At 37.3% G+C, this 13,915-nt stretch carries 15 protein-coding genes; 6 read left to right on the forward strand and 9 right to left on the reverse strand.

Features of this window, described 5'->3' with window-relative positions:
- The first annotated feature begins 4 nt into the window (after window positions 1-4).
- A complete protein-coding gene (gene adk / locus F960_RS09590) occupies window positions 5-658 on the forward strand; it encodes an adenylate kinase (RefSeq protein ID WP_004863264.1) in 654 nt (217 codons plus the stop codon).
- Window positions 659-756: 98 nt separating this feature from the next.
- Window positions 757-987, forward strand: coding sequence for a hypothetical protein (locus tag F960_RS09595; protein WP_004863266.1), 231 nt, complete (start codon window positions 757-759; stop codon window positions 985-987).
- A gap of 181 nt (window positions 988-1,168) precedes the next feature.
- Here the strand turns inward: F960_RS09595 and nth are convergent, their stop codons facing one another.
- Window positions 1,169-1,858 (reverse strand): endonuclease III, encoded by a 690-nt coding sequence (gene nth, locus F960_RS09600; protein ID WP_004863268.1) that lies wholly within the window; start codon window positions 1,856-1,858, stop codon window positions 1,169-1,171.
- Window positions 1,859-1,870: 12 nt separating this feature from the next.
- A complete protein-coding gene (locus F960_RS09605; protein ID WP_004863270.1) occupies window positions 1,871-2,662 on the reverse strand; it encodes an RnfABCDGE type electron transport complex subunit B in 792 nt (263 codons plus the stop codon).
- A 272-nt stretch (window positions 2,663-2,934) separates the two neighbouring features.
- Between F960_RS09605 and gdhA the strand changes: the two genes are divergently transcribed.
- Window positions 2,935-4,338 carry an NADP-specific glutamate dehydrogenase gene (gene gdhA / locus F960_RS09610; RefSeq protein WP_171066263.1) on the forward strand — a complete coding sequence of 468 codons (1,404 nt, stop codon included), beginning with the start codon at window positions 2,935-2,937 and terminating at the stop codon, window positions 4,336-4,338.
- A 116-nt stretch (window positions 4,339-4,454) separates the two neighbouring features.
- Here gdhA and F960_RS09615 read toward each other — a convergent pair whose 3' ends face one another.
- From F960_RS09615 to rlmH, 3 genes are all read right to left on the reverse strand, one after another.
- Window positions 4,455-5,231, reverse strand: a complete 777-nt coding sequence (locus F960_RS09615; protein WP_035373302.1) for a DUF4377 domain-containing protein — start codon at window positions 5,229-5,231, stop codon at window positions 4,455-4,457.
- A gap of 323 nt (window positions 5,232-5,554) precedes the next feature.
- Complete coding sequence (locus F960_RS09620; RefSeq protein ID WP_035373299.1) at window positions 5,555-6,331, reverse strand: dioxygenase family protein; 777 nt, start codon at window positions 6,329-6,331, stop codon at window positions 5,555-5,557.
- 114 nt (window positions 6,332-6,445) lie between these two features.
- Window positions 6,446-6,928, reverse strand: a complete 483-nt coding sequence (gene rlmH, locus F960_RS09625; protein ID WP_004863280.1) for a 23S rRNA (pseudouridine(1915)-N(3))-methyltransferase RlmH — start codon at window positions 6,926-6,928, stop codon at window positions 6,446-6,448.
- 115 nt (window positions 6,929-7,043) lie between these two features.
- Here rlmH and F960_RS09630 point away from each other — a divergent pair, with 115 nt between their 5' ends.
- Complete coding sequence (locus tag F960_RS09630) at window positions 7,044-8,087, forward strand: M28 family peptidase (protein WP_004863282.1); 1,044 nt, start codon at window positions 7,044-7,046, stop codon at window positions 8,085-8,087.
- Between the two features lie 587 nt (window positions 8,088-8,674).
- On the opposite strand, the gene F960_RS09635 is transcribed toward F960_RS09630, so the two are convergent.
- From F960_RS09635 to F960_RS09650, 4 genes are all read right to left on the reverse strand, one after another.
- Complete coding sequence (locus F960_RS09635; protein WP_004863286.1) at window positions 8,675-9,049, reverse strand: VOC family protein; 375 nt, start codon at window positions 9,047-9,049, stop codon at window positions 8,675-8,677.
- Window positions 9,050-9,209: 160 nt separating this feature from the next.
- A complete protein-coding gene (gene lon / locus F960_RS09640) occupies window positions 9,210-11,636 on the reverse strand; it encodes an endopeptidase La (protein WP_004863288.1) in 2,427 nt (808 codons plus the stop codon).
- A gap of 132 nt (window positions 11,637-11,768) precedes the next feature.
- Window positions 11,769-12,371 carry a 5-formyltetrahydrofolate cyclo-ligase gene (locus F960_RS09645; RefSeq protein WP_004863290.1) on the reverse strand — a complete coding sequence of 201 codons (603 nt, stop codon included), beginning with the start codon at window positions 12,369-12,371 and terminating at the stop codon, window positions 11,769-11,771.
- Window positions 12,372-12,562: 191 nt separating this feature from the next.
- On the reverse strand, window positions 12,563-12,979 hold the full coding sequence (locus F960_RS09650; RefSeq protein ID WP_004863293.1) for a hypothetical protein: 417 nt from the start codon (window positions 12,977-12,979) through the stop codon (window positions 12,563-12,565).
- A 155-nt stretch (window positions 12,980-13,134) separates the two neighbouring features.
- On the opposite strand from F960_RS09650, the gene F960_RS09655 reads away from it, so the two are divergent.
- Window positions 13,135-13,326, forward strand: a complete 192-nt coding sequence (locus F960_RS09655) for a BapA prefix-like domain-containing protein (RefSeq protein WP_004863296.1) — start codon at window positions 13,135-13,137, stop codon at window positions 13,324-13,326.
- Between the two features lie 44 nt (window positions 13,327-13,370).
- On the forward strand, window positions 13,371-13,915 hold a 545-nt coding region (locus F960_RS09660; protein WP_004863299.1), incomplete at its 3' end, for an IS5 family transposase.

Below are 13,915 nucleotides of genomic sequence, written 5' to 3' on the forward strand. Positions count from 1 at the left end.
TTTTATGCGCATTATCTTACTCGGACCACCTGGAGCAGGTAAAGGTACACAAGCCCAGTTGATCTGTAAGCGCTACAATATCCCACAAATTTCAACCGGTGATATGCTCCGTGCTGCAATTCGTGAAGGTACTGAACTTGGACTTAAAGCTAAATCAGTGATGGAATCTGGTGGTTTGGTTTCTGATGAACTGATTATTGGTTTAGTCAAAGAACGTATTGCTCAACCAGACTGCACGAATGGCTGTATCTTTGATGGTTTCCCTCGTACTATTCCACAAGCTGAAGCTTTGGAAAATGAAGGGATTAGCATCGATCACGTGATCGAAATCGAAGTTCCTGATGAAGAAATCGTAAAACGTCTTTCTGGTCGTCGTCAGCATCCAGCGTCTGGCCGTGTTTACCACATCGTTTACAACCCACCTAAAGTGGAAGGTAAAGATGATGAAACTGGTGAAGACCTCGTTCAACGTCCAGATGACTTAGAAGAAACGATCCGTAAACGCCTTGGTTCATACCATGCGGAAACTGAACAATTGGTTGGTTTCTATCAAGGTCGTGCTGCTGCAAATCCAAATGCTGCGACTTATAACAAATTGAATGGTCTTCGTCCAATTGATGAAGTTCAAAAAGATTTGTTCGCAATTTTGGACAAATAAGATTTTAAACGACTTGTTTTAAAATTTTGACAATAGAGGAGTCCTCGTTCATATTAGGGCTCCTTTATTATATGTACGGATTTTGGAGTAATACTAAAATGAAATTTGCCCTGATTGCTTTGGTCATTTTAAGTGTTGCTATTCTCCTTTGTCTCATCGTGATGAGTTTTAAACTTTTACGTAAAGCACAAAAACAAGAAGCTTTAGAACGTAAAACGATGAAACAAGCGATGCCTCGCAATGTACAACGTCATCCAAAATTGGATGAAGAATGGAAAAAATTAGAACAACTCAAAAAAGATTTGGAAAAGAAGAAAAATAATCAATGAGCTATTTCTCGTCAAGTATTTTGCTGAATTTACAGTGAATGATAGTTGATGGTTTTTGTACTTAGATTCTCAGGCGAAGTACAACAGTAGCCTGTGATTTGATTTAGTTAAAATCAGCAGGCTTGAATAGCTAGAAAAGGTCGAAAGAAAAATAATTTGAATATATCAACAATGTTGCAAATTATTCATCGATATTTTTAATCTGAATCTCTTTTACAGCGCCAAACTCATATTTATCAGGGCTATTACACACATCCGAAACTACACATTCAGCACATTTAGGTTTACGCGCAACACAGCAATAACGTCCGTGTAAAATCAACCAATGATGCGAATCAACGATAAACTCTTTCGGGATGACTTTGAGTAAACGCTGTTCAACTTCAAGTACATTTTTACCGACAGCCAAACCTGTACGATTACCTACACGAAAAATATGTGTATCCACAGCCATGGTTGGCATACCAAAAGCAGTATTGAGCACGACATTGGCTGTTTTTCGCCCTACGCCCGGCAGCGCTTCGAGATCAGTACGATTATTTGGAACGATACTTTGATGCTTTTCTATAAGAATCTTGCAGGCTTTGATGACATTTTCAGCTTTGGAGTTATATAAACCAATGGTTTTGATATAACTTTTTAGACCCTCAACACCAAGCGCATAAATTTGTTCAGGGGTATTTGCGATTGGAAAAAGCTTATCTGTGGCTTTATTTACACTGACATCGGTTGCTTGCGCTGAGAGCGTCACAGCAACTAAAAGTTCAAAAGGTGATGAATAATTCAACTCGGTTTTTGGATTCGGGCGCTGCGCACGTAAACGCTCAAAGAAAATCTGAATCTGTTTTTTGGTCATATTTTTAACAGGCATCATTTGTTCCTTTTAAGCGTTTTGCAGTTGTTCAAGTTGTTTTTGTAGGTCAATCAGTTGTTGCTGTTTTTTTTCATCAGCACGGACACTCAATTGCTTTTCTAGTTTTTTAATTTGGGTACGAATTTTTGCCAGTTCAATCGTGGTTTTCGCGTCTAAAGTATGTGAAATTTGTGCCTTTTTAGCCAATTCTATCGAAGGTAGATCTTCACTTCCTTGTGTGATATTTGCAAATAATTGACTATCAATTGCAGCTCGTACGACAGGACCTTTGCGATTTAAACGACGTTTCTCTTCACGTTGAATATGTGCATAGTAACGCCCACGAAGATCGTCTTGTTCAAAATTGCGCTCTTGCTCATTTGGAATGGCTTTGAGATCTTCAACCAGATCGATACAGTCTACAGGACAGGGCGGAATACACAGCTCACAGCCCGTACAGAGGTCTGTCAAAATAGTATGCATTAACTTACCACTTCCGATAATCGCATCGACAGGGCAGGCACTAATACATTTGGTACAGCCGATACATTCATCTTCACGGATCACAGCTTTCATACGCTGAGGGCGACCATCAATTTGAATCGGCCAAACACTTTCTTCAGCAGCCAATTTATCACGTTGTAGCAAGACTGCTAAAGCATCTGCCACAGGTTGTCCACCTGGTACACATTTATTTGCGTCTTCACCTTCGCTAATGGCTTTGGCATAAGGCAGGCAACCATCACGGTGACCACAAAGACCACATTGTGTTTGTGGTAATAGAGCGTCGATTTGTTGAATAAGTGAGATCTGAGAATTCATTTTGAATAAAAAAACTAGTAGGGCTGGACAATGCTGTTTAGCTTTATGAATTTTAGCACGTTTTGATACATTTATTCCGCTCTAATTTAGAGCAAAAAACGCGCCAAAATTGCGCAGATTTCTTGTCATTTTATGCACAAAAATGAGATTGATTACACATAAAATTAAACTTTTATGAGAATTTAAAATATTGAATTATAATGTTATTCGAAAAAACATTGGAAAAAGTGTTGTAGAATCTTTACAAACGATATTTAATACTTTGCGCCAAAATAAATCATTTTATTGAATTTTTGACCGAATTTGTATCACCTTCTGCTGAGGATGCACCGTTGAAATATACTAGCCTAAATGACTTCTTAAATTACGTGAAAGCACGTGATCCAAACCAACCCGAATTTCTCCAAGCGGTTGAAGAAGTAATGACCAGTTTGTGGCCATTTATTGAAAAAAACCCACAATATGCAGATTATGGTTTGCTTGAGCGTTTAGTTGAGCCAGAACGTGCTATTCAGTTCCGCGTTTCTTGGGTTGATGACAAAGGACAAACACAAGTTAACCGTGCTTTCCGCGTTCAATACAACTCTGCGATTGGTCCATTTAAAGGTGGTATGCGTTTCCACCCATCAGTAAACCTTTCAATTTTAAAATTCTTAGGTTTTGAACAAACATTTAAAAATGCTTTAACTACACTTCCTATGGGTGGTGGTAAAGGCGGTTCAGATTTTGACCCTAAAGGTAAATCTGAAGGTGAAATCATGCGTTTCTGCCAAGCGCTCATGATTGAACTTTATCGTCATCTTGGTTCTGATACAGATATCCCTGCGGGCGATATCGGTGTAGGCGGTCGTGAAGTTGGCTTCATGGCAGGTATGATGAAAAAATTGAGCAATGACACTTCTTGCGTATTTACTGGTAAAGGTATGTCGTTTGGTGGCTCATTGGCTCGCCCTGAAGCAACTGGTTACGGTACAGTATATTTTGCTGAAGAGATGTTAAAAGCTCGTGGTGAGACTTTTAAAGGTAAAACTGTCGCGATTTCAGGTTCTGGTAACGTTGCACAGTTCGCTGCTGACAAAGCAATGTACTTAGGTGCAAAAGTCGTTACTCTTTCTGACTCAAACGGTACTGTTTACGTGAAAGACGGTTTCACTACAGAACTTCTTGAAGAAGTAATGGAACTTAAAAATGTTAAACGTGGTCGTATTTCAGAATTTGCTTCTAAACACGGTTTTGAATATCTCGAAGGCAAACGCCCTTGGTCAGTAAAATGTGATATCGCGCTTCCATGTGCTACACAAAATGAACTTGACGAACAAGATGCCGTTACATTGCTTGAAAATGGCGTAATCTGTGTTGCTGAAGGTGCTAACATGCCTTCAACTTTAGCTGCTGTTGAAAAATTCGTTGAAGCGAAAATTCTTTATGCACCAGGTAAAGCGTCAAATGCTGGTGGTGTAGCAACTTCTGGTTTAGAAATGTCTCAAAACGCAATTCGTTTAGGTTGGACTTTCGAAGAAGTTGATGAGCGTTTACATGCAATCATGAAAGAAATTCACCGTAACTGTGTGAAATTCGGTACGCAAGAAGACGGTACAGTGAACTATGTAGACGGTGCAAATATTGCGGGCTTCGTAAAAGTTGCTGATGCTATGCTTGCTCAAGGCGTTTACTAAGATTTGATAGGATATTTATTTAGGTATTGATCCAAAATAAATATCCTAAACAAAGTCAAAAAAAAACCGATGTTTAGACATCGGTTTTTTTTAATTTATCTTTGATCATTCAGGGATTAAAGTGAACCTTTAATCGCTTCACGCTCAATAATCATATCTTCAACATAAGCATATTTTGATTGATCAGCAGCAGGATTTTTCAACTCATAACGTTTAATACGCACCACTTGGCGTTCGTTCGGATTGTGCGTAAATCCATCAATATGATCATAAAAATAAGTCCAGTCTTTATCGACTTGAGTTTTCACACCATTTTGATCATATTTAATTTCACGAACCAATAAACAAGTCTGTGGAGCAACACCTGTACATTGCTTAGTTTCAGGTGAAATTTCTAAGAAAATCGTTTCAGCCTGAGTTTGATATTTGGTTTCAGGTGTCATTTTCCCAGTAAATACATATTTTTGTCCATCAGCAGCAACGATAGTTAAGGTCGGCTGTTCAGTATTTGTGGTATTGAGCACAAATGGTGCTTTACGGCCTTGGAAAAGCTGTGCACTTAACCCTTCTTGTTTCATCAATTCAGGGCTACACATCATATTGGTTGCTGCCAAGTTGCCAACTTCGAGCAAGCCATCGGTGATTTTCCAAGCACCGTTCATATTATTACAACCTGTGGCAATGCTTAAACGGTTGTCATTGAAGTTTAAAACGATTGGACGATCACTGCCTTGTGGTTGGAAAGACCATTGATAAGAACTTAAGATTTGATTGGCATTTTGTTTTTGATTGAGTACATTCATAGCTGTATCAGTAACTTTTTGAATATCAGAAGATTGACAAGCAACAATACTTAATGGAAGAAGTGCAATAACTAAATATCTTAATTTCATTTTTCTTTCAGGCTTCATAAAAAACTTAAGGCAATCTTAAATGATCCATAGTCAATGGTGATGAATAGATTGGTGATTTTAAGTTTCAATATGTATCTGTAAGTTCTTCATTTTGAAAATAGATTGTTAAATAATAAAGTGATTTTGAGTTTAAATATTAACCTAAGAATCGAAAAAAGCTGAAACAGTCTATGTTCCAGCGATATATTATTTTGATCATGATGCAGTGTATTTTGGGGCGACATTTTTTAAGTATTTTAAAATGAATACAGTATCGAAAAAGTCATTTTAAAATACAGAGTCAATACGCTGATGAGTCGATCTTAATCAAAACGATAAAGATCCATACCGAGTGAGCCCATAGAGAAACTACTGTGGACGATCGTAAAACGATGCCCAGTACCCATAGCAAAGAAGAGCGGGGCAAAATGTTCTAGGCTAGGATGATTTTTATGGACGAATGGAAGATTCTCCCAATCTAAAACAGCATCAAAATTAGAATGAGCGAGCTTACTCACCACTTCATTTCTAAAGCTCGATGCCCACTCAGGAACTTCATTATTTCCAGTACGCCAAGAGAGTTCAGCCAAGTTATGGGTAATACTGCCTGAACCAATCAATAAAATTTGTTTTTCACGCAATGGCGCTAAAGTTTGTCCAATTTTATAAATCTCTTGTGCTGACATATTCATCGGCAAAGAAATTTCTACCACAGGAATATCTGCATCAGGATACATGTGCAAAAGTGGCATCCAAACGCCGTGATCACGTGGTCGGGTACTATTGGCATGTGCAGGTAAATGCGCTTCGGCAAGCAGATGCAAAATTTCTTCTGCAAGTTCTGGATTGCCTGGAGCTGGGTAGCGGATTTCATAAAGTTCAGGTGGAAAACCACGAAAATCATGCCATGTTTCCGCACGTACCGCAGTACTAACTTCAAGTGCATTGCTTTCCCAATGCGCTGACATCACCACGATTGCTTCAGGACGAGGTAGGTTTAGGCTTAAACGTTCAAGGGCAGGACCGACTTGTTCTGGATCAAGCGCAAGCATAGGCGAACCATGAGAGATAAATAATCCGGGTAAAGTCTGTAAGTTCATAATTCCTGCCTTTTTCATTTCGATCTCTATCATGCCAGAACATGAAGTGGGGATTCAGCTTCGTTATTTCAACGGTTTGTTCTAAACATGCAACACTGCTTGGTGTCGTACTGATCAACCTGCACGATGATAAGGGTGATTGTGATTGATACTCATCGCGCGGTACAACTGCTCAATCAGCATGACACGGACCAATGGATGAGGCAAAGTGAGTTTTGATAATGACCAATGCCATGCTGCAGCCTTACGTACAGCTTCACTATGACCATCAGGACCACCGATGGCCAATACGATATCATGACCTTCTAACATCCAGCCTTTCATCGTTTCAGCGAGTTTTTCGGTACTGAACTCACGACCACCGACTTCTAGTGCGATCATAATTTCATTGCTTTTCATGGCATTTAAAATACTTTCACCTTCGATTTGGCGGTATTTTAAAATATCCGCTTCCGAATCATTTTTGCCACGCTTTGCCATGGGTAACTCGATAATTTGCGTTTGCACAAAGGGTTGGATGCGTTTGAAATAGTCTTCAAATCCAGTTAAAACCCAGCTTGGCATTTTTTGACCAATCGTCAATATCCGAATTTTCATGTAACAAATCTAGTAAAGTAGAACAGTGAATATTATAACGGTATATTGACTCGGTCTTGGCATATTGATGCCACAATCGCTTTTAATTTTATAGATAAAATGAGAAATAAAGAAAATGAACAATATAAAGAGTATAAAGACAACGATGACGACGATTGAAACGCTAAAAAATCGGGAGTCGGTTAAATACGGTTTTCACATTATATTGATTTCTATGAGTTTACTGGTCTGGGTGAGTGATCTACGAGCAGAATCATCGGTGATTAAAAAATCACAAAACAAAATGGCAGAGCAGAACAGTTTATTGAAAGTCGCTGACTCGAAGCGCTTAAATCAGTATTTGGAAAATATTTTAAACACGGACTTACCGCGTAATTATCAAAATCCAGCACAGCTGAATCGGGTCGCCAATGGGTTGATATCGCAAATGCAGCAATTTGGTATTACATGTAAAGAGCAAAAATATAGCGTGAATAATCAAGAATATAAAAACGTAATTTGTCCTTTAAATATTCAAGCAAAAAATAAAATTATCGTTGGTGCACATTATGATGTGTATGGAGAATATGTTGGTGCGGATGACAATGCATCAGGTGTAGCAGGTGTTTTGGAAACTGCACGCATCTTGAGCCAAAATAAAAATAAATTGAAAAGTAATATTGATTTCGTCTTTTATACCTTAGAAGAGCCACCATTTTTTAGAACAGAAAATATGGGTAGTGCAGTGCATGCACGATCAATTTTAAATGAAAAAGATCAGATTTCTGCGGTTTATATACTTGAAATGATCGGCTATTTTGATGAAAAAAATTCACAGGATTATCCAATGGGCTTAGGGCTTTTCTATCCTAAGCATGGCAACTATATTGCTGCTGTCGCCAATTTTTCCTCAAGGAATTTATCGGGAAGTTACTGCCAAATGATGAAACAACTCAAACAGCTGGATTGTCAAAAGCTAACTGCGCCATCCTTTATACAAGGAGTTGATTTTTCAGATCATTTAAATTATTGGCAATATGATATTCCCGCCATTATGATTACGGACACAGCATTTTTTAGAAATAAAAATTATCACACTTCTGCTGACCAAGCGCAGACATTGGATACTGAGAAGATGGCTCAAGTGGTCAATGGTTTGGCTAATACTTTATTGAAATAAGCAATTTATGTGCTTATAAGTAATTCTGTTCAATGGATAAATAACATTTAATAAAATAAATAGACTTCTTTCATAAATTAAAAAAACAATTAGGTATTTGGGTGAAAAGTATCAAACGGTCACATTTGTCTTGAGTCAATTAATTTACTTTGCATAGACAATCTTTCTTACTTTGTTTTTGGGCAAATGAGAAATATATTTCGCAAGAAAACCATTCGTCGAACAAATGGGTATACATCCTGAGCATTTTTTAAAGCACTGCTTTAAAAAATGCGGAACTCCCTTGTTCGACGTACGGCATCCTGCCTTAATTGCAAATTTTATTCGGTTTTGAAACAAAATGATGAGAGTATAAATTTGAGCAAAATATGACTTACGTAAGAACTCTAATATTTAAGATATTTTTATCATAAAAAAACGCAGTCCAAAATGAGAAAAAGGACTGCGTGGCTGTGATCACCCATCTGGAGATACAGATGATCACCCTCAAATGGCGATATCGTGTTTAAGTATTTATCATTTAACTTATAAAGTAATATTGGGTCATCTGGAGTATTTTCAATAGTCTAAAAGAGTCAATATTTAAGCTATTTCATCGAATGTATACCAAACATATTGCCTTCGGTATCTATTCCAAGCACGATGTTGCCATATTCACCAATTGAGGTTTTTGCAAGATGGACTTGCCCATTTGCCGCTTCAATACGGGCTTGCTCAATCGCGCAATCTTCGCTACTAAAATAAACAATGGTACTGTTGCCACCAGCAGGAACACCTTGCATTTGTACCAATGTACCAGTTGCGCCGTATTTTTGCATATCTGAAGGGAATACCCACATTTTCATGTTGGGATCAGGGACGTTGAGTGGACTCAGCTCAGTTTTAAAGACGGTTTGGTAAAATGTTTTCGCTCGCTCAATATCGTTGACATATATTTCAAACCAGCACATGGGATTTATCATTGTTTTACCTATGGTGTGATGACGAATAATTTGTCTGTCTATTTTAAATCTGAATTTTTGAATTGTACAATATTTAATCAATATAATGTAGGTTTATAAATCATCTATTTTTCAAAGCAAAAAAAAGAGAACCGAAGTTCTCTTTTTTATATTTTAACGATTAGTGACGAGCGGCTTTTGCGCCATCAACTGCTTTTACGATTGGTGCTTTAACCAGTGGTTTTGGTGCTTCAACCAATGCCAATGGTAAGATTTCATCAATGCTTTTCACTGCTTTGATTTCCAATCCATCCTTCACATTTTGAGGGATTTCAGCCAAGTCACGGACATTTTCCTGTGGAATAAAGACTAACTTCACTCCGCCACGATGTGCAGCAAGAAGTTTCTCTTTTAAGCCACCGATACGCATAGCGCGTCCGCCTAAGCTTGTTTCACCTGTCATTGCGATATCAGGACGAATCGCAATACCTGTGAAAGCTGAGACAAGCGCAGTCGTCAATGCCAAACCAGCAGATGGACCATCTTTCGGTGTCGCACCTTCAGGTAAGTGAACATGAACATCAGTTTCTTCAAAACGAGAAGCTTCGATGCCTAGCTCATCCGCACGTGTACGTACGACTGTCATTGCAGCAGTTATTGACTCTTTCATCACGTCGCCAAGTGAACCAGTGGTAATAAATTTACCTTTACCTTTCACCGCAGCAACTTCGATGGTGAGCAACTCACCGCCAACAGAAGTCCAAGCCAAACCATTGACACGACCGACTTGAGCTTCAGTTTCAGCCATACCGTAGTCAAATTTATGTACGCCCAAATATTCTGGTAAGTTTTCAGCAGTGACATCAATATGTAGATTTTTTGCTTTCTTGCTTACAGACTCTTTGACCACTTTACGTGCAATTTTAGAAATTTCACGTTCTAAGCTACGTACACCTGCTTCACGTGTATAACGACGGACGATATCACGGATCGCTTCTTCGTGAATGCTGAGTTCTTTTGCACGTAAGCCATTATTTTTAATTGCTTTTGGTGCAAGATAACGCTCTGCAATATTCACTTTTTCATCTTCGGTATAACCCGGTAGACGAATCACTTCCATACGGTCAAGTAAAGCTTCTGGAATGTTCATGCTATTTGCAGTACAGATAAACATCACTTCAGACAAATCAAGGTCAAGATCTAAATAATGATCGTTAAATTTGTTGTTTTGTGATGGATCAAGTACTTCAAGTAACGCTGAAGCAGGATCACCACGGTAGTCTTGAGCCATCTTGTCGATTTCGTCGAGTAAGAATAAAGGATTCTTCACGCCTACTTTTGTCAAAGACTGCACAATTTTACCTGGCATCGCACCAATATAAGTACGACGGTGACCACGGATTTCCGCTTCATCACGGACGCCACCTAAAGCCATACGAACAAACTCACGTCCAGTCGCTTTGGCAATAGATTCACCCAATGATGTTTTACCAACACCCGGAGGACCAACTAAGCAAAGGATCGGACCTTTCAGTTTTTTCACACGTGCTTGAACAGCTAAGTATTCAACGATACGTTCTTTAACTTCGTCCAAACCATAGTGATCAGCATCAAGAATTTCTTGAGCTTTAGTTAGGTTAATACTAACTTTGCTGGCTTTATTCCAAGGTGTATCTAAAATCACTTCTAAGTAGTTGCGAACCACAGCAGCTTCACTAGAAGCAGGTTGCATTGCTTTAAGTTTACGAAACTCTGCTTCTGCTTTTTTGCGTACATGTTCAGGCAAATCAGCTTCGCTCAGACGTTTTTCAATCTCAGCAACATCATCCTCAGCACCGCCATTCATATCGGAAAGTTCACGCTGAATGACCTTCATTTTTTCATTTAAGAAGTATTCGCGTTGATTTTTTTCCATTTGGCGTTTTACAGAGTCATGCAAAGTTTGTTCAATCTGTTGTTCCTCAGATTGTTGCAACAAATAAGTCATGAGTTCTTGCAAATGTGCTTCAAATTCGTCATGTTCCAAGAATTTTTGTTTAACATCAATATTCAATGGAACACGTGTAGCAACAAAGAAAACCAATTGTAATAAGTCTTCAATTTTGTTCGCTGCTGCAATTAACTCACGTGCATTACGAAGTTTCGCTTCTGCATATTGGGCAAATAAAGCGCGTAATTCTTGTACACGAGTTTCAGCTGTGTCTTTTTCAAGGTTCACAGTCATTGGACTCAGTGCATGTTCAGCCGTTAAATATTCACCATTATCAATGATTTTTTCTAACTTAGAACGGTGCAAGCCTTCGATAAGGACTTTGATACAGTTTTCATCATTTTCGTGATTCACAACTTGCACAATCTTCGCGACAGTACCGTATTGATAAAGGTTGTCGTGATCAATTTCTTCTGTAAGAGAATCTTTTTGTGCAACTACAAATACTAAATTGTCACTGTTACGAGCCACATCAACTGCATTGATCGATTTTTCACGACCCACAAATAACGCAATTTGCATGTGCGGATAAACCACAACATCACGTAGCGCTAAAAGTGGTAATACACTTGGAACCTGAGGCTCTAAGGTTTTTTCATTCATAATAATTTCAGACATGGGCACTCCTAATGAGTGACAACGGGGTTGCCATGAAATTTATAGTGATGGGTATTTGAAAAATTACAAGGGCTTTACCGAATAAAATCTTAATTATTTCGTAAGTGATTGATTAGTCTATGTACAAAAAATTCATGATTGGCTGAAATGACGTCTAAAACGATAGAAATGTTGTTCAGTTTGTAATGCATCGAGGCCCTGATCCCAGTTATTTTTATTTAATTCTTCATTTAAAAATTGGAATTGATGAGCTAAGCCGAGACGAAAAGGGCGATGAGGAGCACTGGCGAGGGTACGATCGTAAAAACCCCCGCCCATGCCCATGCGTGTTCCTAAGCGATCACAAGCTAATAGTGGCATGATCAATAGATCAAGATGTCCAACATGAAACCCACGACTGGTCATCGGTTCACGCATACCTAAAGCATGATGAGCAAATCTACGATTGCGATATTGATTTTGATTGATTGAAACCCAAACCAAATGTTGATTCATATTGCAGATCATAGGCAAAAAAACTTGTTTGTTTTTTTGAAAGCAGTATTCGATCAGCAAATGGGTTTGAACCTCACCAAAGGCACTAAGATAAAGCCCAACTTTTTGAGCATGCAAAAATTCAGGTTGGCGAATCAATTGGCGAAAAGCCTGATGTTCTACGCGACGTTGCTGATAGACAGAGCATTGGCGTCGTTTTTTGCGAAGAGTTGATCTAAGCATTGAGTTTTGCTTTGTCATGCGCTAAAGAACCAATTAAGACCTAATAATTCTAGCAAATTCATAAAAATAAGCTCAAGTATAAAATTATAATGTTAAGTTTTTCTAATTAAAATGAAAATCAAATATGGATAAAATGTGAATTGTGTTGCATAAAAAGTAATCTAAAATATAAATATTTCAGATTACTTTTATTTTAAGTGTGTGTTGGTTTAGTTTTTATTGATAATAAATGGTTTCCCATTTTCATCAATTGATAATACCAATGTTACATTCTGAAACGTGTCATTTATATTGATTTTTGTGTGATAAATATCACATTTAGTGTTGCAGTTTTTAACAGTTAGCGAATATTCATTTGGCTTTAAATAGTAAGTTATTTTGTTGTTAATATAAAAATCACCAGCCTTAAAATCATCAATATAGAATTTAATTGGGCAGTTTTGGTCATCTTTTTTATCATCATTACACAGCTTATCATCACGTGAAACTTGTAATGGTAATGAATTTACTTCTTTGTTTATAAATAATAAATGTTGTGGTTTTTGATATTTTTGTGAACTATCGATTGTTGAGCAAGCAGTTAAACTGGCAACAACAGCTAGGCTCAATATTAATTTATTTAACATAAGAAGCTCCTCATTAATATGTGGCAATTTATATTATTTTTTTTTTACCGTCTAGTGAAAATATATTATACATTTCATATAAATTCATTTTACAAAAATTAATCGTTTGTTAGAATGCTTTACTAATTGTTACTAAAGCTATTGGTTTTCTGAATATGAATAAAATATTTTTGATTGATAAAAAAACGCTAGTGAAAACTGAAACATCGGATGCAAAAATTGTTTTAGATAAAGCAACAATTGTGCAAACGAAACTAAATGCTTCAGATGTAAAAGAATTTATTCAGGAAGGCAATACTTTAGTAATTAAACTAGGGTCTGTTGACATTTGTTGCCTAAAAAAATAGCGAGATAGTAAAATTAAATCGCCAAACCCAATTTTACCCCCGCTATGCCTCGTACAATGCTGAATGATCAACACTGGTCTAAGTTACTTTCTATTTTCCGTCACTTTAATATTTATCTCAAACTAAATTTAAGAAATTTTATCGAAGCTATTCTATTTCGTATCAGAACAGGTTGTCCTTGGAGAGATTTACCTCAAGAATTTGGTAAGCCAAACTCTATCTTTAAGAAATACAATCGTTGGTCTAAAAATGATAAGTTTATGAATATTTTTAAATTATTTAGTAAACATGCTGATAAAGAATGGATATTTATTGATGGTAGCCACGTACGGGCACACCAGCATTCTTCAGGTATTAATAATCAAGATATTTCCAAAAGTATCGGTGGTAATAGTTCAAAAATACATTTAGCAGTTGATTCTAATGGTAATCCCATTGAGTTTATTATTTCAGATGGAACTTCCCATGATATTAAGATAGCCCCTGATCTGGTATCAAAATTAGATTTAACTGAATCAGAAATATTATGTGCTGATAAAGGTTATGACTCAGACAACTTCAGGACTCAAATTGAGCAAACAAAAACTAA

The sequence above is a fragment of the Acinetobacter gerneri DSM 14967 = CIP 107464 = MTCC 9824 genome (assembly GCF_000368565.1).
Lineage (GTDB): Bacteria > Pseudomonadota > Gammaproteobacteria > Pseudomonadales > Moraxellaceae > Acinetobacter > Acinetobacter gerneri.